Raw genomic sequence first — 26,766 nt, 5'->3', positions numbered from 1 at the left:
AGACTGCGCCGGATCCGACGATGCGGCTTTGATGCGCGTCAAATGACTTGCGCACGCGCGTGCGCCCGGAAACCTCCGGTCAAGGCATGCGCGAGGCGATGTGAATGATCTCTCCATCGACCGAAAAAGAGCCATACCCGCGATGGTGGGTCGTCTTCGCATCGGCCCGATTTGAATCGACCCAGGCCTTCGTCACTTCAAGGATGAATAGGCAATACTTGTTCACCATGCGGGTATCGATCACGCGGCACTCCAGGTTGGCGAAGCATTCTGATATCAGCGGCGCCTCGATCGTGCTGGCGGTTGCGGCCGTCAGACCGAAGGCGGCAAATTTCTGGACATCCCTGCCGGAGCAATTGCCGACCTTCACCACTTTCTCCGCCAGTTCCACCCCTGGAATGGCGATCGCGCACTCTTTCGTGGCACGCAGCGCGGCAAAGCTGAAATCGCCGCTCGAAACGATGCAGGCGATCAGCGGCGGGGTGAACTAGACCATCGTGTGCGATGACATGTCATGACATTTGACCCGCGCTTTCCCTGTGTGGTGAGCAGCACGACCGGATCTGGTTCGATCAGTTGGTAGACCTTCGCAAGCGGCAGTTGTTTCATCGACTCATTCTCCCGACGTCTTGGCCAGGTTGGCCGTCCGCATCGCCGGGTCATTGACCGGCGTCAAAGCCGGCCGACCCGGATGCGGGCAAGGTCATGAGCGAAACGTGCACTCGACAGGAGAATGATGATGAAAGCTCTCGTCTATGAAGGACCGGGCAAGAAGTCGCTGCAGGAACGGCCTGTTCCGGCGATTTCAGTGCCCACGGATGCAATCGTGAAGGTCACGAACACGACGATCTGCGGCACGGATCTGCACATCTTGAAAGGCGACGTGCCGACTTGCACGCCTGGCCGCGTTCTCGGCCACGAAGGCGTCGGCATAGTCGAAGAGACGGGCGCAGGGGTGACCCAGTTCAAAAAGGGCGACCGCGTGTTGATTTCCTGCATCTCGTCCTGCGGCAAATGCGAATATTGCCGGCGCGGCATGTATTCGCACTGCGCGACGGGCGGCTGGATCCTTGGCAACACGATCGACGGGACGCAGGCCGAATATGTGCGCATCCCGCATGCCGATACGAGCCTCTATCATATTCCCGAGGGCGCGGACGAGGAGGCGCTGGTCATGCTCAGCGACATCCTGCCGACCGGTTTCGAATGCGGCGTGCTGAACGGCAAGGTGCAGCCGGGCGGCACGGTTGCGATCGTCGGCTCAGGGCCGATCGGGCTTGCGGCTTTGCTGACGGCGCAATTCTATTCCCCAGCTGAAATCATAATGGTGGATCTCGACGAGAACCGTTTGGAAGTGGCGAAAAGCTTCGGCGCCACGCAGACGGTCAAGGCCGGCGGCGAAGGGGCGAAGCGGCAAATCCTCGATCTGACGGGAGGCAAGGGCGTCGATACGGCGATCGAGGCGGTTGGAATTCCCGCAACGTTCGAACTTTGCCAGGAAATCGTCGCAGCGGGCGGCACCATCGCGAATGTCGGCGTGCACGGCGTCAAGGCCGACTTGCACTTGGAAAGGCTGTGGTCGCACAATATTTCGATAACGACGCGGCTTGTGGACACGGTGACGACGCCAATGTTGCTCAAGACCGTGCAAGCGCACAAGATCGATCCGAAAAAGCTGATCACGCACCGCTTCGATCTCAGCCAGGTCCTTGACGCCTACGATACGTTCTCGCGCGCTGCGAATACGAAGGCATTGAAGGTGATTATCGAAGTCGGCAAGTCAGGAGCCACCAAGACTGACGACTGGAGTCGCGACCTCGTGACACGAACCGGGCTGACACTCCATGTGCGGCCTTCGGCGCCGGATGACGAGGCGCTGCTGGCCGAGTTCTTCAGGCATGTGACGCCGGCCGACCTGCGCTTCCGCTTCCTTGGCGGCGTTCGCGAGGTCAGCCACGATCGCCTCGTCGCCATGACCCACGTCGATCACAGGCTCACCGAGAATTTTCTTGCCTTTGCGGACGGCGCAAAAGCGGTCGTTGCCACGGCCATGGTCGCTTGCGACGCATCCATGACGAAAGCGGAGGTCGCCATCTCCGTTCACGGCGATTACAAGCACCAGGGCGTCGCGTGGGAGCTGCTGCGCCACATTGCGCGCTACGCGTCGGCACAAGGCGTGGAAGTCTTGGAATCGATCGAAAGCCGCGAAAATCACGATGCTATCGAACTTGAGCGGGAACAGGGTTTTGTCGCCATGACCTACCCCGACGATCCCACTTTGATACTCATTCGCAAGGAACTCTCCGGCAGCAAGTAACCCGGCCGCGCTGGGGGACGACAGCACCTGATTCAGGCGCTGTCGCGGCCGCTGCCGATGCGACGTGCCGATAGGCAAGAGCCTTGGCCGGGTCGATGTGCGGAAGCGCATTGATCCATAACGGCTCGAGAGGCGAGGATCAGCTTTTCTCATGCGGCGCGGATTGCGTCCTGTATCTCGGAGACCGCAAAACCTGTCAGGTTCTTCTCGATCTGCCCGGACAGCTTTTCGGAGAGAGCGCCATGAAAGTGGCGCCGCATCTCGCCCAGCGTGCGCGCGTCGGCAACAATCACCAGATGGTCAATCTGGCCAGAGAGAGCCTTTTCGTTCAGATAGCCGGCCACAGCGGCGGCGAAATTGTCCTCGCGCAGACGCGATCGATCAGGATTGGCGGTCGAGTTGCGGTGCCGCGCTCCGGAACCGATGTTGACCGGCTCGAGATCAGGGTCGGGTTCAGGCACGAGCCTGATCTCAGGCTCGTGGCCCTGGTTGCGAAACAGTCTCACATGCGCGCCATCCGCGACGGCGACGATCGTTCCATTGGCAAGGATCATTGATTGCTCTCCAAGAAAATACGACTAATGCCCCGTTGCGGTGCAAACCACTGGCACGGACCAACCGTGCGGTATCTAGGTCCGTTGGAGTTTTCTTCCCCGAGAATATATCCAGGGAATTTGGCAGCCGACCTCCGCTAATTGGACATGAAGCGGTTCGTCGACTCGTCTTTAAGCAAGCTGCGCGTTACGCCGCCGAAGATCCATTCCCGCAGACGATTGTGTCCGTAGCCACCGGAGACCATGAGGTCGGCCCCAACTTCGGTCGCGATCTCGGCAAGCGCCTCGCTCGCGTAACCGCGGCCCACGTCAACGACCTCTGAACGCGCCTTCGCGCCATGCTTCATGAGAAAGCGAACGATGTCGGCCGCGCTATCGCGGGCACCGTCCCGATCGTCCTCCTCGATGGTCGCCACCACGACCTGTCGGGCATCTGTGAGAAACGGCATCGCATCGACAACTGCGCGGCGAGCTTCGCGTGTGTCTTTCCAGGCGACGAGTATACTTTCGCCTTTGACGGGTCGTTGACCTTCCGCGGGAAAGAGAACCGGCCGGCCGGCTGAAAGGATCAACTCACCGGGGTCCACGGTGCGGAGACGACCGAAACCGGAGTTGCCGCAGCCGGCGATCAACAAGTCGGCCGATCGCGCATGCAACGCCAAATGTCGGGTTGGATCTCCAACTATCCCGCGCCAGGACGTGCGATTTTTGTCCTTTACGAGGTTGTCGAACTCAGACTTCAAGGCCTCTAGCCGCTCTTCAATATCTGCGACCTGCCTCTCCACCGTGTCTGTTGAAGCGGTGCCATCGACATCGCCGGGAATTAGTAGGTAAGGCTCGGCTGCGCAAAATGCGATCAAGTCTGCTTCGAAGCGTTGCGCGAGGTTCCAGGCGAAGGTCAGTCGTGGCGTAGCTCGCATGTCGATGTCGAGCTGAACCATAATTGTATTGTAGATCATCGCTTTCACCTCCCTTTCATCGAGACAGCATGACGCCTGGAGGCCTCGCGCCGCCTTGACGCTGGTCAAAAAGCTCCTTCGTGAGCGAATGGCCCGCGGATTTGACCGGGATCAATGCTTCAAACAGCGCATCAGCGAAAATGCTGGCAAGTCCGTCACCAGTTTGCCCTAGGAGAATGTCATGCCTTCAAGCCGCGTATCTTCGCCGACGACCACGCCGCCCCTGCCTTTCATGGCCGCGAACCAGAAGCTGTTTCAGGCTGGGGCGCGCCTCCAGGCATACGCAGTAAGAGCTGCAATGCGCTACCACATCGAAACGCTGTCCTTCCTCAAGCGTCGTTGTGAAGCCGATGCCAAGCTCATGGACGACCTGGCGGACAGCCAGGAATTCAACGACGCCTTCGACGTTGTGAGCAATTTCGTCCAGAATGCCGCAGCCGAATACACCACGGAGGTGTCCAAACTCGCGTCCATCGGCTCAAGGCTCGCTTCCGAAACCGCGAAGTCCACGCGCAATGAGGCACGGGACATGATCGAGGACCTTGCTGCCGCCACAGCGGCGTAACCCTTTTGGATCCAGCCAGTGATGGAAACGCGGAGAAGGCGTGCGGCAAGGATTTGCGCCACGGATGTGGATCCTGGGGCCGAGCCAGCGCCTCGGGAATTGCCGGCAATTGCTGCCGCCACTTCGTCGGGAGAAGTGTTCCGCGATGTCGACAGGCTGTTCCATGCGTGGATGGCCGCTGGCACGTTCGGGATCTCTCCCATCAGTCTCTTCCAGGCATGGCAGGACTGGTTCCTGCATCTTGCCATCTCGCCCGGCAAGCAAAGAGAGGTTCAGATCAAGGCGATTGAGAAGACGGTCCGGCTCCAGCGCTTGCTTGCCGCCTGCGCGCTTGGGCCACGCCCCTGTATCTCGCCTTTGCCGCAGGACCGCCGGTTCGCCCACCCATCATGGCAGTCGTTTCCGTTCAACGCCGTTTACCAGTCCTTCCTGCTGTCGCAACAATGGTGGCACAACGCAACGACCGGGTTGCCGGGCGTAACGAGGAAACACGAGCAGCTGGTCGAATTCTACAGCCGCCAGATGCTCGACATGGTCTCGCCATCGAACTTGCCTGCTCTCAATCCGGAAGTCATCGACAAGACCCTGAACGAAGGCGGCCTCAATCTGTTGCGCGGCATGCAAAACCTGATCGACGACTTGGTGCGATTGGTCGAGGGTACGCGGCCGCCGGACACAGAAAGGTTCCGGCCGGGTATCGAAGTAGCCTCGACTCCCGGCGATGTGGTCTTTCGCAACGAGTTGATCGAACTCATCCGCTACAGGCCGATGACGGAAGCCGTAAAGCTAGAGCCGATCCTGATCGTTCCTGCCTGGATCATGAAATACTACATTCTCGACCTCTCGCCTGAAAACTCGCTTATCCGCCACCTCGTCGCGGAAGGCTTCACGGTCTTCTGCATCTCCTGGCGAAATCCGGGCCGCGAACAGGCTGACCTTGGTTTGGACGACTATCGCAGGCTCGGCATCATGGCCGCTCTCGATGTGGTCGAGCGTTCTACGGGAAGCAGCAGAATCCACGGCGTGGGATATTGCCTTGGCGGGACGCTGCTCTCCATCGCGTCCTCCGCTATGGCGCGGGACGGGGACACACGGCTGGCCAGCCTGTCGCTTTTCGCTGCGCTGGTCGATTTCGATGAACCTGGCGAACTTGGTCTGTTCATCGACGAGAGCCAGATAGCCCTGCTCGAGGATGTGATGTGGGTCGAAGGCACGCTCGACCAGCGCCGGATGGTCGGCGCCTTCCAGATGCTGAGGTCGCAGGACCTGCTATGGTCGAGAATGGTGCGCGAGTATCTGTTGGGGGAGCGGACGCCGCCGAACGATCTCATGGCCTGGAATGCTGATGCGACGCGCATGCCTTCTCGCATGCATTCCGAGTATTTGCGGCGGCTTTATCTCGGGAATGACCTGGCACAGGGACGTTTCGATGTGGGCGGTCATCCTGTCTCGGTCGAGGATCTAGACGTTCCTGTCTTTGCCGTCGGCACCGAGACCGATCACGTTGCGCCATGGCGCTCGGTCTTCAAGCTTACCCATTTGCTCGATACCGACCTGATGTTCGTGCTGACGAGCGGTGGCCATAACGCCGGAATTGTGTCGGAGCCGGGCCATGCGAGGCGATCGTATCGCCTGCTCGACCATCGCCGCGCATCGCACCATCCCGACCCTGACCGCTGGGCTGCCGACGCGCCCCGGGTGGACGGATCATGGTGGCCGGCATGGGTCCGATGGTTAAGGGACCATTCGGGTCGCGACGTGCCGGCATCACGCCGCCATTGCGAGATAAACAATCTCTACCCGGCGCCCGGAGTTTACGTGCTGCAGGAGTGACGTGGCGCAGGGGCTCGGCCGTTGTTTTGCGTCAGATCAATGCGCTGTCCTGCTTTCCCGCGCAGAAAGCCAGCAGTCCACCTGGGCGCCTTGACAATGATCAGATGTCTGCTGACCATCGCTTTACTCGCTGCGACGCCCTTGGCCAGAGCGGACGATCGGCAGATTGCCTATGGCTGGGATCTGGTCGAGGCGAACTGTTCACGCTGTCATGCCGTGACATTGAGCGACCGCAGCCCGCACGCGGACGCACCGGCTTTTCGTCTGCTTTCCCGACGCTGTCCCATCGAAGCGCTCGCGGAAGCCTTGGCGGAAGGCCTCTCAACCGGTCATCCCGATATGCCCGAATTTGTCGCTTCTCCGGCGCAGATCGACGCGATCCTCGCCTACATCCGGAGCATCAATCCATGACAGGTTCAGATGTAAAATCACCCAGCCCGATTCATGAGCCTTTCCGGTGCATACTTGTTGGCATTTCCTCGGAGGGTGAAGCCATAGCGACACCGGCTTTGAACCAGGCCATCGACCTTGCTCAGGCAGAAAAGGCAGCACTTTCGCTCTACGTCTTCGCCCCACGATTGCGCCAGCCTTTGCCAATGTCCGCGGCAGCCGCATCGACGTGGCTGGCGAAGGAATCCGAACGCCTCGAAAAGTTCACGTCGGAAGCAACCCGCCGCGCCTTGGACATTGTCGGCCAAGCGGGACTGGACGTCGTCAGCGAACATCCGCACTCGCCATTCGAATCGCGGTCGGGGCGCTTCGTGCAACTGGCGAGGGTCCACGATCTGACCATTCTGGACGCGGCCGATATTTCGGATACGTCACAGTGTACAAGTGTTGAAGACGTCCTGTTCGACAGCGGCCGGCCCTTGCTTCTGATACCGTCCCACGGCGGAATGGTCAGGCCACGCCGCATAGCAATCGCCTGGGATGGAAGCGCACGCGCGGCACGCACCGTGAAGGATGCCTTGCCGCTGTTAGCTTCCGCGGAAGCAGTCGTGGCGGTAACGGTGGAGGGCGAGAAGGATCTTTCTCGCATGGCCCCGGGGACCGACCTCGCCAGCTATCTTGCCCGCCATGGGGTCGAGTGCAAGCTCGCGACACTCGCCGCTCAGTCGAGAGACGCTGCCCAGCGTCTGAGACTATTCATCACCGACGAGGACATGGATATGATCGTCATGGGAGCCTTCGTACACTCACGCTTCCGGCAGGCGATCCTGGGAGGGTTCACCCAGTCCCTTCTCGACGAACCGCCGGTGCCATTGTTCATGGCGCACTGAGAGAAAAGCCCGGTCGGGCCGTCGTTTGAGGCAAACAAAGCGCCGCCGGCCAACGCACGCGATCATGAGTGGATAGGAGGAGAATATGAAGCTCGAAGTCTTCGTCCCGTTTGTCACCTATCCGGAATCCAATTCGGACGCGTTCGCGGCGCACGCTGCCTCGCTCGCTGCCCAGATTGATGCCAGGCTCCACGCCGTTGCCATCAATGCCGATATCCCGGACGTCTCCAACACGCTTTCAAAGTGGTTGCTCGACACGCCCGCTCTCATCCAGCAAGCGGAGTCCGCAAGTCGGCAGCGTGGCCAGCATCTGCTCGCCCTTCTCAAGAAAGAGGCCGATGACGAAGGCGTTGAGATTACGACGGCCACCGTCGCCGCACCGATCGCGATGCTGGGCGACGTCGCGGCGTCGCGGGCGAGATACTTCGATCTGAGTTTCGTTGGATGGGAGGCGAGCAATGCGACCTCGCGTATGACCGCTGAAGCCGTGATCTTCGGTTCGGGCCGTCCGACCGTCCTGCTGCCGGAATTGTCGGACATCGTCACGCTCGACCATGTCGCCATCGCGTGGGACGGTAGTCGCGTTGCGGCTCGCGCCGTGGCCGACGCCGGCTTCCTTCTGCGGCGCGTCTCGCGCATATCGGTCATCACCGTGCTCGACGAAAAGCCATTGGCGGAAAAGGACGCCGGCGAGCGGTTGGCCACTGCACTTCGCGAACGCGGCCTCAACGCTGAATCGGTTTCGGTCAAGGCGCAGGATTGCCCAATCGCGGAGACACTCCAGCAAACAGCGATCGAGAAAGGCGCCGGGTTGCTGGTGATGGGTGGCTATGGCCACTCGCGTATCCGCGATTTCGTCCTTGGCGGAGCTACCGAAGGGGTGTTGAACGACCTCTCGATGCCCGTTCTGCTCTCACACTAGGGCCCAAAATGGGCTTGGCCGCCGGCCGCCGCCCGCGTGAGCATCATGTTTTTATATTCGCGAGGTTGAGGGACGTGTTGACGATGCGCACATCGACGGGATTCGGTTCCAGTTCGAACCCGACCTCACGGCACATTTCAAGCATCCTGGTATTTTCTCGCAGGACAATACCTTCGATACGTTTCAGTCCGTCCTGGCGCGCAAAGTCGATGAGCCGATGCAGCGTTGCCCATCCGAGGCCGCGGCCTTTCAGGTCGCTGCGGACGAGAAGCGCATATTCGGCGGTCTCGTGCTCCGGATCACTCGACAGCCGCCCGACGCCGCACAGCGCGCCATCTCGACTATCCAGCGCCACGAAGGCCATATCCCTATCGTAGTCGAGCTGCGTCAGGCGAATGAGCAACTTGTCCGAGATGGGTTTGCCAGATCGGAAGAACCGAAGCCGAAGATCTTCTGCCGTGACCTTGCCGAGGAAAGCCGGATAAAGGGCCGCATCGCCTGGCCGGATCGGCCGGATGTGGTAGTTCCGGTCCCCGACCGCGACGTCCCTGGCCAACTCGGCAGGGTAGGGCCGGATGATCAGCGCCGGATTGGGACCAGGCTGCTCAACCACGTCGGGCTCGATCTCGATGCGAGCGTCGAGCGCGACCACGCCGTCCGGATCGGCCAGCAGCGGATTGATATCGGCGGCCACAATGCACGGGAAATCGGTAATCATCTGCGACAAGCCGCTAAGGGCGCGAATGATCGAGGCGCGATCCGCCGGCTTGCGATCGCGAAAGCCTGCCAATAGACGGCCGACGCGGGTTCCGTCGATCAGGTCTCCGGCCAGGACATCATCGAGTGGCGGCAGGGCGACGGCCGTATCGTTCATCACCTCGACGGCCACGCCTCCGGCGCCAAACAGGATAACTGGCCCGAAAAGCGGGTCGCGGCTGATGCCCAAGATCAGCTCAATCGCGCTCTTGCGCTCGATCATCGGCTGTACTGCAAACCCGTCGACGGATGCAGTCGGGGCATGCTGTTGGAGGCGGCGCTTGATGGCTTGGGCGGCATCACCTGCGGCGGTGGCCGTCTCAATGTTCAGGACCACGCCGCCGACATCCGACTTGTGCGAAACTCCTTTCGACAAGAGCTTGACGGCAACCTTTCCTGAAGCCCTCAGCAGGCCAATGGATGCTCGCTCGACCTCTTCGGCGGTTCGGGCCACGAGGGTCTCCGGCACCGGGATCCCGTAGGCTTTCGCCACGGCCTTGGCTTCCAGTTCGGTCAACATGCGCCGATGTTCCGACGCGACCTGCCGGAAGATCTGATGGACAGCCTCCCGATCGGCTGAGATCACCGCGGCTGCCGCAGGAACGCGCTGAAGGGCTTTCTGCGCCCGCGACCAATTCGTGAGGTAGGACACCGCTGTGGCAGCCGCGTCCGGTGTTTCGTAGGTGGTGATTCCTGCCGTCTGCAGCAGATGCCGCGCTTCACGCGCCGTTGCCTCGCCCAACCAGCATGAGAGCACGGGCTTGCCGTTGATCCGTCCTTCCCGCGCGAGCGCTGCAATGGCGGCTGCGGCATCCAACGAAGATGCTATTCCAGTCGGGCAGTTCATCACCAGCAGCACATCAACGGCCGGATCGGCGGCCACCGTTTCGACGGCTGCACGATAACGGTCGGGGGAAGCATCCCCGACGATGTCCACGGGATTGGCCCGCGACCAGTTTGCCGACATCGTTCGGTCGAGCACGGCCAAGCTCTGAGACGACAGGACGGCAAGCTCGATGCCAAAATCCATCAGCCGGTCGACGGCCAGAACGCCTGCCCCGCCACCGTTCGTGACGATGCCGACACGCGCGCGGTCCAGCGGCGCAAAACGGGCGAGGGTTTCGGTTGCATCGAACAACTCGGCAAGATCGTGGATCCGCAGGATGCCCGCACGGCGAAGCACCGCATCGACGGTCTCGTCTGCACCGGAAAGTGCTCCGGTGTGCGTGGCGGCCGCCTTCGCGGCCTCGGCATGTCGCCCCGGCTTGATGGCAATAACCGGCTTGACCCGTGCAGCTGCTCTTGCGGCGGACATGAACTTCCTGGGATCGGGGATCGATTCCAGGTAGAGTACTATCGCCCTCGTCTGACCGTCTGCGGCGAGCCTGTCGAGACAATCGCCCACGTCGACGTCTGCCATGTCGCCGAGAGAAACGATCTGTGAAAATCCGACGCCGTTGGCTGCCGCCCAGTCGATCAGCGACGCCGCGATGGCGCCCGACTGCGATAAGAGCGCGATATCGCCGGGCGCCGCGGCCATGTGGAAAAAGCCAGCATTGAGCTTGGCATGTGGCAAGATGAGCCCGAGGCAGTTCGGGCCAATGATGCGCAGGAGATGGGGCCGGGCCGCGTCGAGCATTCTCTGCCTGAGCCCGTTCGCCTTGGTGAGGCCCGCCGTGAGAACGACCGCCGCGCGCGTTCCCTTCTCTCCGAGTTCGCCGATCAGCGTAGGCACCGTGTCGGCCGGCGTCATGATCACTGCCAGGTCGGGGACGGACGGGAGCGCATTCACGGTGGCGTAACAGAGACGGCCCCTTAGCTCTCTGTATTTCGGGTTCACCGGCCAGACCTCTCCCTCGAACCCGCCCTTCAGAATATTGTCGAGAACGACGGATCCGACTGAGCCCTCCCTGCACGAGGCGCCGATCACGGTCACCGATCGCGGTTCGAAGGCATGATTGAGATTGCGGATGGTCACTGCCCACTCCCATGGTTGCGCGGAACTATTCTCTGCCCCGGCCGCTCCGGCGGCATTGATGGGCATCAAACAGCTTCAAGGCGAAGTGTTTGGATCGGGACTCGAACCGACAATCCATGAAGGACGTCCGATTCAAATTAGCAGCGGCAACCGGCGGCGCGAGGGCTATCGTCGCGGCCATGATCATTCTGTTCGGATCCCGAGCCTCGTAGCGGTGCAATCCCGGGAAAGCTCTTTGCTGTCCGCGTCGGCAAAGGCCTTGACATTGTAGATATGTCGATTAGTCTCGACATATGGAATCACAGAAAGCTATTCTCGCCTTGGCAGCACTCGCCCAAGCCACACGGCTAGACGTGTTCCGGCTGCTGATGGAGCATGAGCCCGACGGGTTGCCGGCGGGAGAGATCGCCCGGCATCTGGCGGTTCCGCACAACACCATGTCCACGCATCTCGCTGTCCTTAGCCGCGCCGGGCTGATCGAGGCCGAACGGCAGAGCCGGTCGATTATCTATCGGGCGAAGCTCGACGCGGTGCGCGACCTCACCGGCTTCCTCGTGAAGGATTGCTGCGGCGGCCATCCGGAGATTTGCGCGCCGTTGGTCGCCGAGCTTTCACCCTGTTGCACTCCGAAGAAGACCGCCGTCAGGGAGGCGGCGACCCATGAGTGATCAGATCTTCAACGTCCTGTTTCTCTGCACCGGCAATTCGGCCCGCTCGATCCTCGCAGAGGCAATCCTCAACCGGGAGGGACAGGGGCGGTTCAAAGCCTTCTCCGCCGGCTCGCACCCGAAGGGAGCGGTCCACCCCTACACGCTCCAACTTCTGAAGACGATGAACCACGACACATCGTTCGCCCGCTCGAAGGACTGGGAAGAGTTCGCCACGGCGGACGCGCCGAAGATGGATTTCGTGTTCACCGTCTGCGACGACGCCGCCAACGAGGCGTGCCCGGTCTGGCCAGGGCAGCCGATGACGGCGCACTGGGGCGTGCCCGACCCGGCTCCGGTCGAAGGAACCGAAGCCGAGAAGCATTTTGCCTTTGCCGACACATATAGGATGCTCGCGAACCGCATCTCGATCTTCATCAACCTGCCGATGACGTCGCTCGACAAGCTGGCCCTGCAGCGCCGGCTCGACGAGATCGGCCGCAACCTGCCCAAAGCGGGCTGAGGATCATGGCGTTCAACCTGTCGCGGCGCCTGGCGGCGGAGGCGCTTGGCACAGCGTTTCTGGTCGCAACCGTTGTCGGCTCCGGCATCATGGCCGACCGGCTGACGAACGACGTTGCCTTGGCGCTGCTCGGCAACACCTTACCAACCGGCGCGATCCTCGTGGTGCTGATCACGATACTCGGCCCGATCTCCGGCGCACACTTCAATCCGGCCGTGAAGCTCGTCTTTGCGCTCCGTCGCGAGATCGAGGCGAACGCAGCCCTTGCCTACGTCGCCGCGCAAGTGCTCGGCGGCATTGCTGGAACGCTGCTCGCGCACGCCATGTTCGAGCTGCCGCTCCTTCAGGCCTCGCAGACTATGCGGACTGGATCGGGCCAATGGATCGCCGAGGCCGTCGCGGCCTTCGGCCTCGTCTTCACGATCCTTGCGGGCCTGCGTTTCCGGCCGGAGGGCGTTCCCTGGCTGGTCGGGCTCTACATCACCGCCGCGTACTGGTTCACGGCCTCGACGTCCTTCGCCAATCCGGCAGTGGCGATCGCCCGCGCCTTCACCGACACCTTTGCAGGCATTCGCCCGATCGATGTGCCGGCATTCATTGCTGCCCAGCTTGTCGGTGCAATCATCGCCATGGCCGTGGCGGGCTGGCTTGCCGCCGAACCGAAGCCCAAGACCTCCGCCAACCTGGAACCGGAAGCAGCCCAATGACGATCGCGATCTACCACAATCCCGATTGCGGCACGTCCCGCAACACCCTCGCGATGATCCGCCAATCCGGCGAAGAGCCGGAAGTGATCGAGTACCTGAAGAACCCGCCTTCAAGGGCAAGGCTTGCGGAACTGATCGCGGCGCTAGGGCTCACGCCGCGCGAGTTGCTTCGCGAGAAGGGCACGGCCTATGCCGAACTCGGTCTTGGGGATCCGAAGTGGACGGACGACGAACTGATCGACTTCATGCTCGCGCATCCAATTCTGATCAATCGCCCCGTCGTCGTCACACCGCTCGGCACGAAGCTGTGCCGTCCGTCGGAGGTGGTGCTGGAGGTCCTGCCGAACCCGAACATCGGAACGTTCACGAAGGAGGATGGCGAAGTGGTTACGGCTCCACTGAGACGAGCATGACGGGGCAAACCGGCGGGTCGCTATTTCCATGATTGTCGAACTTTGCGCTGGACACAGGCGCCAAGCCGTGCAAGCTTATTTCGATGAATCTCGAACAAGCAGCAAAGCAACTCGAAGCCCTCGGCAACCCGATCCGCCTTCAGGTCTATCGGACCCTAGTGCGTGCGGGCGACAGCGGGCTGCCGGTCGGCCGTCTGCAAGAGCGTCTCCGCATCCCTGCCTCGACGCTCTCCCATCACCTGCAGCGGCTGATCGCGACCGGGCTGGTGACGCAGGAGCGCCGGGCCACTACGCTGATCTGCCGCGCCAACTATCCGGCAATGAATGGCCTCATCGGGTTCTTGGCCGACGAGTGCTGCGCCGATGCCGGTTGCGTCGCGAGCAGGGAGGAGGCTGCCGCGTGAGGGCCTCTCTTTTTTGTCCGTTATTTCGATGATCCCGGAAGGACCGAACATGCTGACACAAGCTATCGAATCTCTGCCCGTCGCGGTCATCGGCGGCGGGCCTGTCGGCCTTGCGGCCGCTGCTCATCTCGTTGAGCGCGGTCTGCCGGTGAAGCTCTACGAGGCCGGCTCGCAGGTTGGTGCAAACATCCGCGATTGGGGCCATGTGCGCGTGTTCACGCCATGGCGCTATTGCGTCGATGCGGCGTCGGTCAAACTGCTCGAACGTAAAGGCTGGACGTTGCCGCGCGCCGGCGTGTTCCCAACCGGCAGCGACCTTGTCCGCAATTATCTCGAACCGCTCGCTGCGACGCCCGAGCTCGCCGCCGTCATCGAGACGGACGTTCGCGTCACCGCGATCTCGCGGCTCGGCATGGACAAGGTGGTGAGCCACGGCCGGAACGAGCGGCCGTTCATGCTGGCGGTAAAGACAGCCACGGGCACGCGCCGCAACCTTGCGCGGGCCGTGATCGACGCCTCCGGCACTTGGTCTACGCCGAACCCGCTCGGCGCGAGCGGCCTGCTGGCCGATGGGGAACAAGAGTTTGCCGATCGCATCGCCTATGGCATTCCCGATGTGCTTGGTCGGCATCGTGACATCTATGCCAAGCGTACCACACTGGTTGTGGGCGCCGGACACTCGGCCGCAAATGCCTTGCTCGACCTGGTTCGGCTCTCGGATACCGATCCGGATACGAAGGCGACCTGGGTGACACGTAGCACCAACCTCGTGCGCATCTATGGCGGCGGAGACGCCGACCAGTTGCCGGCGCGCGGCGAACTCGGTGCGGACACGCGCGAGCTGGTCGAGAGTGGCCGCGTGCCCCTCATCGCCGGCTTCGCGATTCTCGCCATCCGCGAGGAAGGCGGTCGACTTATGGTAGATGGCGAGACGGCTGAAGGCCCCCGCACGATCGGCCCTGTCGACCGCATCGTCGCTGCGACCGGCCAGCGGCCGGACCTGTCGCTGACGCGGGAACTGCGTCTCGATCTCGATCCCTGGCTGGAAAGCACCAAGGCGCTTGGGCCGCTGATCGATCCGAATGAGCACTATTGCGGCTCGGTTCCGCCCCACGGCCACCGCGAACTCGCCCACCTCGAGCCGGGGTTCTACACGGTGGGCATCAAGAGCTACGGCCGCGCGCCGACTTTCCTCTTGCTAACCGGCTACGAACAGGTCCGCTCCGTTGCCGCCGCGCTCGCCGGCGACATGGTCACGGCCGACAAAGTTCAGCTAGTCCTTCCGGAGACAGGCGTTTGTGTCACTTCATTCGAGGTCGAGGGCGCTTCGGCCGAATGCTGCGGCGGTCCCGCGCCGGACAGGGCCGACGCCTGCTGTGTCGCCGATGCCGTGGCGAAGAATGAGGGCAAGACGGGATGCGGCTGCGGGGTTGCCGCGTGAGCGTCTCCACTTTGGACGCGACCTCGTCGACCTATCGGCCTCCAAGCTTTCTTGCCGTCATCCCCGTTCTTGGCGTCACGCAGATCCTCGCATGGGGCTCGTCCTACTATCTGCTCGCCGTCCTGGCACAGCCGATCGCCGGCGACACTGGGTGGCCGCTGGCATGGGTCGTGTGTGGGCTGTCTCTCGGGCTCCTGGTCGCCGGCGTCATCTCGCCGCGTGTCGGCGACAGCATCCAGAGGCTCGGCGGCCGGCTCGTGCTCGCAGCCAGCGCCGTCTTTCTGGCTCTCGGATTGATCGGCCTGGCGCTGTCGCCAAATCTCCCGCTATACATCGTCTCGTGGCTGGTGCTCGGCATTGGCATGGGCGCGGGCCTGTACGATGCGGCGTTCGCCACACTTGGCCGACTCTACGGAAAGCGGGCTCGCACCGCGATCGCAACCCTGACCCTATTCGGAGGCTTCGCCAGCACCGTCTGCTGGCCACTCTCGGCGCTGCTCGTATCCGAACTCGGCTGGCGCGGCGCATGTCTGGTCTATGCGGGAGTTCATCTCGCCGTGCTGCTCCCGCTGTACGTGTTCGCGCTGCCGAAGGAGCCGAAGCGACACATCTACGGCAGCGCACATACGAGGATCGAGCAAGGCGGCGGCACCGTCGATCGGCCGGTGCCCGAAGGGTCGCGCCTGCTGTTCGTGCTGATCGCGCTGGTCATTACTGTCAGCTCGATGATCTCCGCGTTGATCTCCGTCCATCTTCTGACGATTCTCCAGGCCCGCGATATAGCTCTCGCTGCCGCGGTCGCGCTCGGCGCGATCGTGGGACCAGCCCAGGTCGGAGCGCGTGCGATCGAGATGGCGATCAGCCGTTTCCATCACCCGATCTGGACGAAGTTCGCCTCGGTCGTCTTTGTTGCGACGGGCGTGGGACTGCTCTGGATAGGATTCCCGATCGTCGCGGCCTCGCTCGTATTCTACGGTGCAGGCATCGGCATCGAGTCGATCGCGCGCGGCACGCTGCCGCTGGCGGTTTTCGGCGAGGACCGGTACGCATCGATCATGGGCCGCATCGCCATGCCGAGCCTGATCATCCAAGCCGCGTCGCCATCACTAGGCGCATTTCTGATCGACGGATTTGGAGCAGACGGTGCGATCGCCGCACTCTTCGTCGTGGCTCTGCTGAACGTGTTGTTCGTGGCCGTCCTGTTCGTTCTGCTGCGGAGACGGGCCACGTAGTTTCCTGGCGCGCACCCGATCGGCTGCGCGACCCGCCTAGCTCACCACCGGCCGGGCGCTCGCATCGGCACCAAGCATCGCGTCACTGTCGGATTTCTCACTTGCTAGAGAAGTCGCATCCGTATCTTGCTTTCCTATGATCGGAATATCGGCTTTGCCGAGGAAAGCGCTACACCTACCGACGATCGCACGGCCAATCGTACTCCAATCGGCCGCTTCGCCCGCGCCGAATCGGGATTGGCGCGGACCGTCGAGCCCGGCAACGCCGCCGCTACTCGCCATCCTATCCGTTAGCCAGCATTTTTCCGGAGACAACGTGGAGACAAAGGCTTGGCAGAAAGCAATGTCTCCAACTCGGTGGCTCGGACGGTTGGATATAGGCTATTGATTTTTCTGAGAATTTTTGGTGCCGCTTGCGTGACTCGAACACGCGACCCCATCATTACGAATGATGTGCTCTACCGACTGAGCTAAAGCGGCGACAGGCCTCGGGAGCGACCCCGAACGGTGTGGGCCTGATAACCGCATTGCGCGGCAAATACAAGACGCCCTGCTGTCGAATTGCAGGGGATTGCAGGTCGCCTCCACGTCGGCGATGCGTGAAGAACAGAATCAGGGGATGCCGCGTCGGTCACAGTCAGCCGGCGCGGGGCGCGAAATGTTCAGCTTCCAGCTTGGCCGAAACTGCCGGAATTCGTGCGTGGACAGGTTTTCCAGAGCGCAGAGCCCTATTTGCGTCTGCGCCGCCGTTGCTTGCGACGCCGGCTGCGTTTAACGATCATCCGGGGTGGTTTGTGGGGAGTACGGTTTGGACCCGATCGAAAAAGCGATCCGCAGCGCCTTCGAAAAAGGCGACGCCGAGGACAGGACGTTTCGCGAGAACGTCTACCGCAAGGCGTTCGCGGCGCTGGACCGCGCTCTCCAGGCCAATCCGAACCTGACGGTCGAAGCGGCGATCAATCGCCGCAAGGTCCTGCAGGCCAAGATCGTCGAGATCGAGACGGAGTTCATTCCGGCGGCTCCGGCGATCGAGCCGGACCTGCCGGCGGATCCGCTTGCCGGCGCCTTCGAGGTGCGCATGGAGCCCGGCCTGGCTCCGCCGATCGCCATACCGGAAATAGCGCTGGACGCGGCCGATGGAGGGCGCGATCCGGGCGGTTTCGGCGATCTCGGCGCGTTCGACGTCCGCAGCGAGCTTGCGTCGCCGCAACCGGGCGCGGCGGACCGGCGTGAGCAGTCGGTCGCGCCAGATCCTGACGCCACGCGCTCGCGCGGCAGCCGCCGGCCGCTGGCGGTATTCTTCATCGTCGCCTCGCTGGCGGCCCTTCTCGGCATGGGTTTCCTGTTCGCCTTCCAGACGGGGCTGTTCAAGTCGCCCTCCGAACGCGACACGTCCGTGCACAACCCGCCGGCGACCGCCGAAGGCGAGGACTTCATTCCCGAGAACGAGGAGCCGCCGGTGCTTTCCAGCCAGCCCGGCGAGGATCGCGCCTGGGTCGGCATCTTCACGCCCGCCGACGCGACTTCGGTCAGCGCGCCTACGGACACGACCGCCGAGGCGAGGGAAGATGAGTCGGGAGCCTTCTTCCGCATCCGGTCGGGCGACTCCGGCTCGGCGATCGTCTTCGATGTCGGTCAGGGCGTCCTGGAGCAGATCGCCGGCAAGAAGGCGACGTTCGATATCGTCGCGCGCGCCGCCGAGGGCCAGGAAACCGAAATGGCCGTGGATTGCAATTTCGGCGAACTCGGCGACTGCGGGCGCAAGCGGTATGCGGTTGGCTATGAGAAGGCGGACTTCCTGTTCGAACTGACCTTGCCCGCGAAGCGCCCGGGCGCCGGCGGCACGATCGCCATCGTTTCGGACTTTGCCAACCAGGGCAAGGCGGTGGACATCTACGAGATCAAGGTGTCGGTCTCACCGTAAGCGCACGGCAGGCCGGATCGCTATCCGGTCGCCGCCAGCTTCGGCTTGTCGAGCAGCGCCTGCAGCGTCTCGATCCGGTCGGCTTCCGCAGTCGGCTTGTCCCAGCGCAGGCGCGAAATGCGCGGAAACCGCATGGCGACGCCGGATTTATGCCGTGTCGAGCGGTTCAGCCCCTCGAAGGCGATCTCCAACACCAGCCCGTTCCTGCGGTCGGCGCGTACCGAGCGCACCGGGCCGAAACGCTCGATCGTGTTGTCACGCACGTATTTGTCGATCTGTTTCAGTTCCTCGTCGGTGAAACCGAAATAGGCTTTTCCGACGGGCACAAGTTCCTCTCCGCCCTCCGGGCCGGCCCAGACGCCGAACGTGTAGTCGGAATAGAAACTGGAGCGTTTTCCGTGACCGCGCTGCGCGTACATCAGCACGGCGTCGACCGTGTAGGGGTCGCGTTTCCATTTGAACCAGGGGCCTTTCGGCCGACCGGCTACATAGGGCGAGGTTTTCTGCTTGATCATCACACCCTCGATCACCGGATGCGGCGGATGGCGGCGCATGCGGTCGAGGGCTGCCCAATCCGCAAAGCCGGTGATCGGCGACAGGTCGAAGCGCGCCGGATCGAGTTTTGCCGCGAAGATTTCCAGCCGGGCGCGGCGCTCGAGGAAGGGCAGGGCACGCAGATCGTCGGCTCCATCCTGCAACAGGTCGTAGCAGCGCATGAACACCGGAAAGCGCTCGCGCATCTTCGGCGACACGCTCTTGCGGTTCAGCCGCTGCTGCAGGTCGGAGAACGTGCCGGTGTGGTCCGGCGGGTGGCCGACAAGCAACTCGCCGTCGAGCGCGCCGTCGAAGGTCATGGCGTCCATCAGATCGGGAAAGGCGCCCGAAATATCGTCGCCGGTGCGCGAATAAAGTTTGCGCAAGCCGCCCTCCGACACCGCCTGCACGCGAATGCCGTCCCATTTCCATTCGGCGGCATAATCGGCCGGGTCGATCCTGGCAAGATCGCTGTCCTCGACCGCGTGCGACAGCATGACCGAGCGGAACAGCGCCCGCGCTGTCTTCTCCGGCCGGAGCGCCTTGCCTTCCAGCCAGGCGAACAGCGAGATGTAGGGCGGGTCGAGCCCGTGCCACACTTCCTCGATCTCGGCGATCTCGATCTTGCCGAGATCGGCCAGCGCCTGTTTGGCCAGCCGCGCCGACACGCCGATGCGCAGGCCGCCGGTGACCAGCTTGATGATGGCGTAGCGCGCCGAAATGCCCGCGGTGTCGAGCAGATGCGCCAGAACCGACGGTCCGTCCGAGCGACTGGCCGCCTGCAATGCGCCGACGACATCCGCGAGGCTGGGTGAACGGTTCGGCGTGCGATGCGCCTCCGCATCCGGCCAGACCAACGAGACGGTTTCGGCGAGATCCCCGACATAGTCGTAGGAATAGCCGAACAGAACTGGGTCCATGCGCTCTATGACCAGCGTGCGTAGCATCGCCGGCTTGACCGAAGCGATGTTGAGGTCGCCGGTGATGGCCGCCAGCGCAAAACCCCGGTCGGGATCGGGCGTGGCGGCAAAATAGTCGGTGAGCAGCTTGAGCTTGCCGTTGCGCGACGGCGTCAGGACAAGGCGGTCGAGGAGTTCGGCGAAAGCCTCCATCAATCCCCCTCGTCCTCGTAGCCGACCAGATGCAGCGGCCGCGCCGCGATACCGACAAGCTCGCACCAGCGCACCAGCGCTTCCTCCCGTCCGTGCGTCACCCATACTTCCGACGCGCCGGTCTCCAGGATTGTCTCGGTCAGCTCGTCCCAGTCCGAATGGTCGGAGATGATCAGCGGCAGCTCGACGCCGCGCTGTTTTGCGCGCTGGCGGATGCGCATCCAGCCTGAGGCGAAGCAGGAAATCGGCTCGGGAAAGCGCCGCGCCCAGCGGTCGACGAAAGCCGAAGGCGGGCCGATGACGATGGCGCCGGCGAAGTCGCCCTTGGCGCCCGTCTCCAGCGTCGCCGGCTGGAGGTCGCCGAGATCGATGCCGCGGCTCTGGTAGTAGCTACTGAGTTTGGCCAGCGCGCCGTGGATGTGGATCGGCTTTTCGAAACCGGCCTCGCGCAGCAGCTTCATCACGCGCTGTGCCTTGCCCAGCGCGTAGGCGCCGACGAGATGCGCGCTTTGGGGAAACTGTTTTACCGATTTGAGCAGCCGGCCGATCTCCTCGGTGTCCGGCGGATGGCGGAAAACGGGAAGGCCGAAGGTCGCTTCGGTGATGAACACGTCGCAGGCGACCGGCTCGAAGGGTGTGCAGGTGCTGTCGCGCCGGCGCTTGTAGTCGCCCGACGCGACGATGCGGATGCCGCCATGTTCGACCGCGATCTGTGCGGAGCCGAGCACATGGCCTGCGGGATGGAAGGTCACGGAAACGCCGTTGACGTCGATCGTTTCCCCGAGAGCAGTCGCCTGTGTCGCGCCGGCAAAGCCCTCGCCATAGCGCAGCGCCATGATGTCGAGCGTTTCGCGCGTGGCAAGTACCGAGCCGTGCCCGGCCCGCGCATGGTCGGAATGGCCGTGGGTTACCAGCGCGCGGCCGACCGGCCTGACCGGGTCGATGAAAAAATCGCCGGGCGGGCAATAGAGGCCTTCCGGCCGGGGATGGAGCAGGTCGCGGGCGCGCATCCGCCGAAGATAGGCGTTTATTCGGCTGCGGGAAGTCCGTTGAAACGGGCTCCTGACTCGATCATAGATGTCGGGCCCGACATTCGCCGACCCGCGCTTGCCATGAAACCGTATCCTGCATCATCCGGCGACCTGATCGCCGACCGCCGCGCCGACTATGCGGAAATGCTGTTCGCCGATGGCGAGCATGCGGCGGCGGCCGAGCTGATGCTGGGAACGCTGGAGCTTGAGCCCGGATGGGCGATGGGCTGGTTCCGGCTCGGCGAGTTCCAACAGGCGGCGGGCGCACTCGATGCGGCCGAACAGGCCTGGCGCATGGCGCTGAAACTGGAGCCGGCGGACCGGCCGGGCGCGGCGCTGAAGCTGCAACTCATCGGCGCGGCGCCGGCTGCCGATGCCCCGCCGATTGCCTTCGTCGAGGCCCTGTTCGACCAGTATGCGGAGAAATTCGACGAAGCGCTGGTCGGCACGCTGGGGTATTGCGGACCGGAGCGCATCGCGCGAGCCATCCACGCCGCGGCGCCCGAACGGATGTTCGGCCGCGCCGTCGACCTCGGCTGCGGCACCGGCCTGATGGGCGAACGGCTGCGGCCCTTCGTCGGCCACCTTGAAGGACACGACATTTCCGCCGCCATGCTCCGGAAAGCGCGGGCGCGAAAAATCTACGACCGGCTGGTGAAGTCCGATCTCCAGTGCCTGACCCTGGAAGCGCAAAGTGCCGATCTCATGACGGCTGCCGACGTCTTCATCTATGTCGGCGCGCTGGAGCGCATCGCAGCAACCGTCAGTTCGGCCTTGCTGCCCGGCGGCCTCTTTGCATTCTCGGTGGAGAGGCATGACGGCCCGGAGGATTTCATCCTGCGCGAGACGCGCCGTTACGCCCATTCTGAGGATTATGTGCGCAAGACTCTGCGAAATGCGGGCATGGAACTCGTCGTGCTGTCCACCGACACCATCCGCATGGACCGCGCCGAGACGGTGGCCGGACTGTTCGTTTTGGCGCAGGCCAGGTCGGGCGGCCTCACAGACGGATGAGCAGCGCCGTTTTTTTGACAGCACGGATCGCCGCCGGGCCACGGAAAAGTCAGCGCCGGCAGTCAATCCTTCCATTGTGGCGTCGGGAGCGGTGGGGTCACGACGTGTCGGAATATTCCAGCGCGTATTCTGCCAGCGCGTGGGCGTGTGCCAGGATTTCGTCGACCTCGCGGATTCTGCGAGGATGGGTGGCGGATGGGTCGTAGTGCGACAGCCGACCGCCGGGCGGACGCCCGCGCCTGAGCGGCGAGACGCGCCGGAACCGCACCGTGGCGGGGCGGGCCTCCTTGTCCAACGCAAGTGCCGCGTCATTGCGCGCCTTCCAGCGGGAAAACCGTTTTGCCTGGCCCGGCAGATCGTCAAGCGCGGCGGCCAGCGCATCCAGCCGCCGCATCAGGCGCGTAGCATCGATCGGGTCATCCGGCGACGGTGGCGCAGGCAGCGGGCGGCGCTCCGCGTCGAAATCGAGCAAAGTGATGCGCGGCATGGCATGGGCGGGTGTGTAGCGGCGACGGATGCGGAACGGACGTTTGAGCGGATCGAGCAGCGGCAGGCTCAAGACGCGCGACTCCGGTCTTGTCCGTTTCTTCGGCTTTGTCGGCGTGAAGGCGTGGGATCCTCGCCGGATCGCGGGTTTCGGCTTCGGCTTTCCCGGGTGCGGCAAGGTCACCACGATCCCGTACGCCGCTGCGATGATCAGTCGCCGGGCAGCGGATTCGGCCGGGCGCAGCAGCCGCACTATGGCGCGGTAGAGGCGGCGGGGCAGGGTCGGCGCGCCGCCGCCGAGTTCGGCCATCCCGACGAGCATCGCCAGGATACGCTTCAGCGCCTCCCGGTTCCACTCGATTGCCACAGCCGCGTCCATCCTTTGCCGCTCCAGTCGCTACCGCCTCCTCGCGCAATCGCCATCGGCGTTCGCGCGAGAGCGGCAACTATGAGGCAGGTTTTCGGAGAGGGGACAAGAATCGTGTTCTCCAGCGTTTCAGGGGTGGAGTTGAAGAAGGCGGGTCAAGCAAAAACAAGAGCTTGGGACATTTGGCAGGGCGCCACTCAGAAAAATTTGCGGGCGAGACGAAAATTCCATCCCCTTTTGACAGGGCAATTCGGGAACTGGAGTTGAGCAGACTGTCCCCGTCGTTGCGTTGGGGAAGCCGGCCCAACGCGCCCAGGTGTGACCTGCTCATAGTCATCTGATCTCTTTTTGTTCCAGATTTCGCTTGGCGGCTGACGGTCGCCGCGCTACCTCTTGCGCGTGACCGACCAGAGCCGCGTCCTGTCCGCGAATGCCGCAGCCCTTCTGCCCGAGCCGTTCCTCAGATGGTTCGCGGAGCGCGGCTGGTCGCCGCGCGCCCATCAGATCGAGCTTCTGGCCAAGGCGCAGGCCGGCAATTCGGTGCTGCTGATCGCGCCGACCGGGGCTGGCAAGACACTGGCCGGCTTCCTTCCCGCGCTGGTGGATCTCGCTCTTCGGCCGAAGCGCAAGCCCGGCGAGGCGTTTCGCGGCGTGCACACGCTTTACATCTCGCCGCTGAAGGCGCTGGCCGTGGACATCGAGCGCAATCTGGGAAAACCCGTCGCCGAGATCGGGCTGGCGCTGTCGATGGAGACGCGCACCGGCGACACGCCGGCGCACAAGCGCCAGCGCCAGAAGCTGTCGCCGCCCGATATCCTGCTGACGACGCCCGAGCAACTTGCGCTGCTGATCGCCACGCCGGACGCCAGTCGGTTCTTTGCGGGACTGCGCTATGTGGTGCTCGACGAGTTGCACTCGCTGGTCACCTCGAAACGCGGCCATTTGTTGTCGCTCGGCCTTGCCCGGTTGCGGCGCTACGTGCCCGGCCTCCAGGCGATCGGCCTGTCGGCCACGGTCGCCGAACCGGACGAACTGCGACGTTGGCTGGTGCCGCAATCGTCACCCTCCCCCCTTGAGGGGGAGGTGCCGCCGGAGGCGGCGGTGGGGGTACCCTCAGAAGGCACCGCCAGAACGTCGAGCACCGCCGCGGCGACCCCCTCCGCCCGCTACGCGGGCACCTCCCCCTCAAGGGGGGAGGGTAACGCTGCGATGGCCGAACTGATCACCGTATCGGGCGGTGCCAAACCGGATATTTCGATCCTCGATTCCGAGGAGCGCGTGCCCTGGGCCGGGCATTCGTCGCGTTATGCGATCCCGGAAATCTACGACGCCATCAAGAAGCACGGCACGACGCTACTTTTCGTCAACACACGCAGCCAGGCGGAAATGCTGTTCGCGGAACTCTGGCGGGTCAACGAGGATACGCTTCCCATCGCGCTGCATCACGGTTCGCTGGATGTCAGCCAGCGGCGGCGTGTCGAGAAGGCGATGGAGACTGGTAGCCTGCGCGCCATCGTCGCCACCTCGACGCTCGACCTCGGTATCGACTGGGGCGATGTCGACCTCGTCGTGCATGTCGGCGCGCCGAAGGGCGCCAGTCGGCTGGCCCAGCGCATCGGCCGCGCCAATCACCGGCTCGACGAGCCGAGCAAGGCGATCCTCATTCCCGCGAACCGGTTCGAGGTGCTGGAATGCCGTGCAGCGGTCGAGGCCAACTATCTCGGCGCGCAGGATACGCCGCCGCTGGTGGACGGCGCGCTGGACGTCCTTGCACAGCATATTTTAGGCAGCGCCTGCGCGGAATCCTTCGATGCCACGGAGCTTTACGAGGAGGTAAGGGGGGCGGCGCCCTACGCACGTCTGCCGCGCGAGACTTTTGATCGCGCGGTCGATTTCGTCGCGACCGGCGGCTACGCGCTTCGGACTTATGAACGTTATGCAAAGATCCGGCTGACCAAGGAGGGCAAATGGCGCATCTCGCACCCGCGCTTCGCCCAGCAGTACCGGCTGAACGTCGGCACCATCGTCGAGGCGCCGTATCTGACGTTGCGTTATGCACGCGCCGGCCGTGGCGCGTCCTCGCGCGGCGGACCGACGCTTGGAAAGATCGAGGAAGGGTTTCTGGAGTCGATCTCGCCGGGCGACACGTTCCTGTTCGCGGGAAAGGTGCTACGGCTTGAAGGCATCCGCGAGACGGAGGCTTTTGTCTCCAACGCAGTCGGCAACGATCCGCGCATCCCGGTCTATGCCGGCGGAAAATTCCCGCTCTCCACCTATCTCGCCGACCAGGTGCGCGGCATGCTGGCCGATCCCGATCGGTGGAAGGCGCTGCCGAACCAGGTCTCCGACTGGCTTCGCCTGCAGTCGGAAAAATCCGTGCTGCCGAGGCGTGGCGACCTGTTGGTCGAGACGTTTCCACGCGGCAATCGCCACTACATGGTCTGTTATCCCTTCGAGGGTCGTCTGGCGCACCAGACGCTCGGCATGCTTTTGACGCGGCGGCTGGACCGCGCCGGCGCGCGGCCGCTGGGTTTCGTCGCCACCGACTATTCGCTGGCCGTCTGGGGGCTCGACGACATGGGCGCGCTGTTCCGCAACGGCCGCCTGCCGTTGTCGCAACTGTTCGACGAGGACATGCTGGGTGACGACCTCGAGGACTGGCTGGCGGAAAGCTGGCTTTTGAAGCGAACTTTCCGCAATTGCGCCCTGATCTCCGGGCTGATCGAGAAGCGGCATCCCGGCCAGGAAAAGAGCGGGCGGCAGGTCACCGTGTCGGCCGACCTGATCTACGACGTGCTGCGGACGCACGAGCCCGACCACATCCTTCTGCAGGCGACACGGGCCGATGCCGCGACCGGCTTGCTGGATGTCAGGAGGCTGGCCGAGATGCTCTCGCGCATCCGTGGTCGAATCGTGCATAAGCAACTCGAACACATTTCGCCGCTGGCGGTGCCGATCATGCTGGAGATCGGCAAGGAACGCATTGCCGGCGAGGCCAACGAGACGCTGCTCGAAGAAGCGTCGCTGGTCGAGGAAGCCATGGGCGGCGCATGACGGCGATACAGCTTTTCAGGAACACGGATGTGAACGGCGCGGGCGAATTCGCCGGCGAAAGCGCTGTCTGCGACTGGCGCGGCGCCCTGTTCTTTCCGGACCTCGGCCTGCTCGCCGTGTCCGATTTGCACCTTGAAAAGGGTTCGTCGGCGGCGCGCCGCGGCTCGCTGGTGCCGCCTTATGACACCGCGGCGACGCTCGCCCGGCTGAAATCGGCGATCGACGATTTCGCGCCGAAGATCGTCGTCAGCCTCGGCGACAGCTTTCACGATGGCGAAGGCTCGGCCCGCATGCCGGACATTTTTCGCGATATGCTGGTCTCGCTGATGACCGGCCGCGACTGGTTCTGGGTGAGCGGCAATCACGATCCCGATCCGCCCAAGGGCGTAGGCGGCGAAAGCGTGCGGGAATTGTCGGTTGGCTCGCTGCTTTTCCGGCACGAGCCTTCGCTCGATGCCGGCGAGGGCGAGATTGCGGGACACCTGCATCCTTGCGCCCGCATCGTCCAGCGCGGGCGCTCCGTGCGCCGCCGCTGCTTCGCCGCCGACGGCAGGCGGATGATCATGCCCGCCTTTGGCAGTTATACGGGCTCGCTGAACGTGCTCGACCGCGCCTTCGCCGGCCTGTTCCGCCGCGACGGGCTGATGGCCTATATGCTGGGCGCCGACCGCACCTACGCGATTGCCGGCAGGATGCTGCGGCCGGGCTGAAGA

Annotated in this window: 24 protein-coding genes, 1 tRNA gene and 1 pseudogene; 18 read left to right on the top strand and 8 right to left on the bottom strand. The window is 63.5% G+C overall.

Translation table 11 applies throughout. The features are described 5' to 3' along the window. Positions 1 to 79 precede the first annotated feature (79 nt). Positions 80 to 430 carry a flavin reductase family protein gene (locus ACSBOB_RS27675; RefSeq protein ID WP_442583851.1) on the bottom strand — a complete coding sequence of 117 codons (351 nt, stop codon included), beginning with the start codon at positions 428 to 430 and terminating at the stop codon, positions 80 to 82. 309 nt (positions 431 to 739) lie between these two features. On the opposite strand from ACSBOB_RS27675, the pseudogene ACSBOB_RS27670 reads away from it, so the two are divergent. Both ACSBOB_RS27670 and ACSBOB_RS27665 read left to right on the top strand, forming a co-directional pair. Then, positions 740 to 1,771 (top strand): annotated as a pseudogene (locus tag ACSBOB_RS27670) (zinc-dependent alcohol dehydrogenase family protein); the annotation flags it as partial. 201 nt (positions 1,772 to 1,972) lie between these two features. Then, positions 1,973 to 2,317: a GNAT family N-acetyltransferase gene (locus ACSBOB_RS27665; RefSeq protein WP_442583850.1), complete on the top strand. Its 345-nt coding sequence runs from the start codon at positions 1,973 to 1,975 to the stop codon at positions 2,315 to 2,317. A gap of 149 nt (positions 2,318 to 2,466) precedes the next feature. Here ACSBOB_RS27665 and ACSBOB_RS27660 read toward each other — a convergent pair whose 3' ends face one another. Together ACSBOB_RS27660 and ACSBOB_RS27655 are read right to left on the bottom strand one after the other, a co-directional pair. Then, positions 2,467 to 2,871 (bottom strand): host attachment family protein, encoded by a 405-nt coding sequence (locus ACSBOB_RS27660; protein ID WP_442579248.1) that lies wholly within the window; start codon positions 2,869 to 2,871, stop codon positions 2,467 to 2,469. Positions 2,872 to 3,008: 137 nt separating this feature from the next. Then, on the bottom strand, positions 3,009 to 3,830 hold the full coding sequence (locus tag ACSBOB_RS27655) for a universal stress protein (RefSeq protein ID WP_442579247.1): 822 nt from the start codon (positions 3,828 to 3,830) through the stop codon (positions 3,009 to 3,011). A gap of 181 nt (positions 3,831 to 4,011) precedes the next feature. Here ACSBOB_RS27655 and ACSBOB_RS27650 point away from each other — a divergent pair, with 181 nt between their 5' ends. The 5 genes from ACSBOB_RS27650 to ACSBOB_RS27630 all read left to right on the top strand — a co-directional run bounded on the left by ACSBOB_RS27650 (position 4,012) and on the right by ACSBOB_RS27630 (position 8,430). Next, on the top strand, positions 4,012 to 4,395 hold the full coding sequence (locus ACSBOB_RS27650) for a phasin family protein (RefSeq protein ID WP_442579246.1): 384 nt from the start codon (positions 4,012 to 4,014) through the stop codon (positions 4,393 to 4,395). 135 nt (positions 4,396 to 4,530) lie between these two features. Then, the gene (locus tag ACSBOB_RS27645; protein ID WP_442579245.1) at positions 4,531 to 6,228 is read left to right on the top strand and encodes a PHA/PHB synthase family protein; all 1,698 of its coding nucleotides are present in this window, start codon (positions 4,531 to 4,533) and stop codon (positions 6,226 to 6,228) included. Positions 6,229 to 6,324: 96 nt separating this feature from the next. Next, positions 6,325 to 6,639, top strand: a complete 315-nt coding sequence (locus ACSBOB_RS27640; protein WP_442579244.1) for a c-type cytochrome — start codon at positions 6,325 to 6,327, stop codon at positions 6,637 to 6,639. Continuing rightward, positions 6,636 to 7,508: a universal stress protein gene (locus ACSBOB_RS27635; protein WP_442579243.1), complete on the top strand. Its 873-nt coding sequence runs from the start codon at positions 6,636 to 6,638 to the stop codon at positions 7,506 to 7,508. The genes ACSBOB_RS27640 and ACSBOB_RS27635 overlap by 4 nt, the downstream gene beginning before the upstream one ends. Positions 7,509 to 7,593: 85 nt before the next feature. Next, on the top strand, positions 7,594 to 8,430 hold the full coding sequence (locus ACSBOB_RS27630; protein ID WP_442579242.1) for a universal stress protein: 837 nt from the start codon (positions 7,594 to 7,596) through the stop codon (positions 8,428 to 8,430). A 43-nt stretch (positions 8,431 to 8,473) separates the two neighbouring features. On the opposite strand, the gene ACSBOB_RS27625 is transcribed toward ACSBOB_RS27630, so the two are convergent. Further along, positions 8,474 to 11,164, bottom strand: a complete 2,691-nt coding sequence (locus ACSBOB_RS27625) for a bifunctional acetate--CoA ligase family protein/GNAT family N-acetyltransferase (protein WP_442579241.1) — start codon at positions 11,162 to 11,164, stop codon at positions 8,474 to 8,476. Positions 11,165 to 11,457: 293 nt separating this feature from the next. Here ACSBOB_RS27625 and ACSBOB_RS27620 point away from each other — a divergent pair, with 293 nt between their 5' ends. From ACSBOB_RS27620 to ACSBOB_RS27590, 7 genes are all read left to right on the top strand, one after another. Continuing rightward, positions 11,458 to 11,832 carry an ArsR/SmtB family transcription factor gene (locus ACSBOB_RS27620; RefSeq protein WP_442579240.1) on the top strand — a complete coding sequence of 125 codons (375 nt, stop codon included), beginning with the start codon at positions 11,458 to 11,460 and terminating at the stop codon, positions 11,830 to 11,832. Then, positions 11,825 to 12,334 carry an arsenate reductase ArsC gene (locus tag ACSBOB_RS27615; protein ID WP_442579239.1) on the top strand — a complete coding sequence of 170 codons (510 nt, stop codon included), beginning with the start codon at positions 11,825 to 11,827 and terminating at the stop codon, positions 12,332 to 12,334. Before ACSBOB_RS27620 ends, ACSBOB_RS27615 begins: the two co-directional genes overlap by 8 nt. A 5-nt stretch (positions 12,335 to 12,339) precedes the next feature. Continuing rightward, a complete protein-coding gene (locus ACSBOB_RS27610) occupies positions 12,340 to 13,041 on the top strand; it encodes an aquaporin (RefSeq protein WP_442579238.1) in 702 nt (233 codons plus the stop codon). Beyond that, complete coding sequence (arsC, locus tag ACSBOB_RS27605) at positions 13,038 to 13,454, top strand: arsenate reductase (glutaredoxin) (RefSeq protein ID WP_442579237.1); 417 nt, start codon at positions 13,038 to 13,040, stop codon at positions 13,452 to 13,454. The genes ACSBOB_RS27610 and arsC overlap by 4 nt, the downstream gene beginning before the upstream one ends. 83 nt (positions 13,455 to 13,537) lie before the next feature. Beyond that, positions 13,538 to 13,858 (top strand): ArsR/SmtB family transcription factor, encoded by a 321-nt coding sequence (locus ACSBOB_RS27600; RefSeq protein ID WP_442579236.1) that lies wholly within the window; start codon positions 13,538 to 13,540, stop codon positions 13,856 to 13,858. Between the two features lie 49 nt (positions 13,859 to 13,907). After that, complete coding sequence (locus ACSBOB_RS27595; RefSeq protein WP_442579235.1) at positions 13,908 to 15,299, top strand: FAD-dependent oxidoreductase; 1,392 nt, start codon at positions 13,908 to 13,910, stop codon at positions 15,297 to 15,299. Then, positions 15,296 to 16,531 (top strand): MFS transporter, encoded by a 1,236-nt coding sequence (locus tag ACSBOB_RS27590; RefSeq protein ID WP_442579234.1) that lies wholly within the window; start codon positions 15,296 to 15,298, stop codon positions 16,529 to 16,531. Before ACSBOB_RS27595 ends, ACSBOB_RS27590 begins: the two co-directional genes overlap by 4 nt. Positions 16,532 to 16,935: 404 nt before the next feature. On the opposite strand, the gene ACSBOB_RS27585 is transcribed toward ACSBOB_RS27590, so the two are convergent. After that, positions 16,936 to 17,011: transfer RNA gene (locus ACSBOB_RS27585), tRNA-Thr, on the bottom strand. A gap of 328 nt (positions 17,012 to 17,339) precedes the next feature. Here ACSBOB_RS27585 and ACSBOB_RS27580 point away from each other — a divergent pair. Further along, a complete protein-coding gene (locus tag ACSBOB_RS27580; protein WP_442579233.1) occupies positions 17,340 to 18,455 on the top strand; it encodes a hypothetical protein in 1,116 nt (371 codons plus the stop codon). Between the two features lie 20 nt (positions 18,456 to 18,475). Here the strand turns inward: ACSBOB_RS27580 and ACSBOB_RS27575 are convergent, their stop codons facing one another. Both ACSBOB_RS27575 and ACSBOB_RS27570 read right to left on the bottom strand, forming a co-directional pair. Next, a complete protein-coding gene (locus ACSBOB_RS27575; RefSeq protein ID WP_442579232.1) occupies positions 18,476 to 20,101 on the bottom strand; it encodes a cisplatin damage response ATP-dependent DNA ligase in 1,626 nt (541 codons plus the stop codon). Continuing rightward, positions 20,101 to 21,111 (bottom strand): ligase-associated DNA damage response exonuclease, encoded by a 1,011-nt coding sequence (locus tag ACSBOB_RS27570; protein WP_442579231.1) that lies wholly within the window; start codon positions 21,109 to 21,111, stop codon positions 20,101 to 20,103. The genes ACSBOB_RS27575 and ACSBOB_RS27570 overlap by 1 nt, the downstream gene beginning before the upstream one ends. 102 nt (positions 21,112 to 21,213) lie before the next feature. Here ACSBOB_RS27570 and ACSBOB_RS27565 point away from each other — a divergent pair, with 102 nt between their 5' ends. Then, positions 21,214 to 22,146, top strand: coding sequence for a methyltransferase domain-containing protein (locus tag ACSBOB_RS27565; protein ID WP_442579230.1), 933 nt, complete (start codon positions 21,214 to 21,216; stop codon positions 22,144 to 22,146). 97 nt (positions 22,147 to 22,243) lie between these two features. On the opposite strand, the gene ACSBOB_RS27560 is transcribed toward ACSBOB_RS27565, so the two are convergent. Continuing rightward, positions 22,244 to 23,011 carry a hypothetical protein gene (locus tag ACSBOB_RS27560; protein WP_442579229.1) on the bottom strand — a complete coding sequence of 256 codons (768 nt, stop codon included), beginning with the start codon at positions 23,009 to 23,011 and terminating at the stop codon, positions 22,244 to 22,246. A 387-nt stretch (positions 23,012 to 23,398) separates the two neighbouring features. On the opposite strand from ACSBOB_RS27560, the gene ACSBOB_RS27555 reads away from it, so the two are divergent. Both ACSBOB_RS27555 and pdeM read left to right on the top strand, forming a co-directional pair. After that, positions 23,399 to 26,053, top strand: coding sequence for a ligase-associated DNA damage response DEXH box helicase (locus tag ACSBOB_RS27555; protein ID WP_442579228.1), 2,655 nt, complete (start codon positions 23,399 to 23,401; stop codon positions 26,051 to 26,053). Continuing rightward, positions 26,050 to 26,763: a ligase-associated DNA damage response endonuclease PdeM gene (pdeM, locus tag ACSBOB_RS27550; RefSeq protein ID WP_442579227.1), complete on the top strand. Its 714-nt coding sequence runs from the start codon at positions 26,050 to 26,052 to the stop codon at positions 26,761 to 26,763. The genes ACSBOB_RS27555 and pdeM overlap by 4 nt, the downstream gene beginning before the upstream one ends. The last annotated feature ends 3 nt before the right edge of the window (positions 26,764 to 26,766 follow it).

It is taken from the genome of Mesorhizobium sp. KACC 23794 (assembly GCF_052180275.1).
GTDB lineage: Bacteria > Pseudomonadota > Alphaproteobacteria > Rhizobiales > Rhizobiaceae > Kumtagia.
The sequence above is the reverse complement of the archived record's forward strand: the minus strand, read 5'-3'. Positions and strand labels throughout refer to the sequence as shown.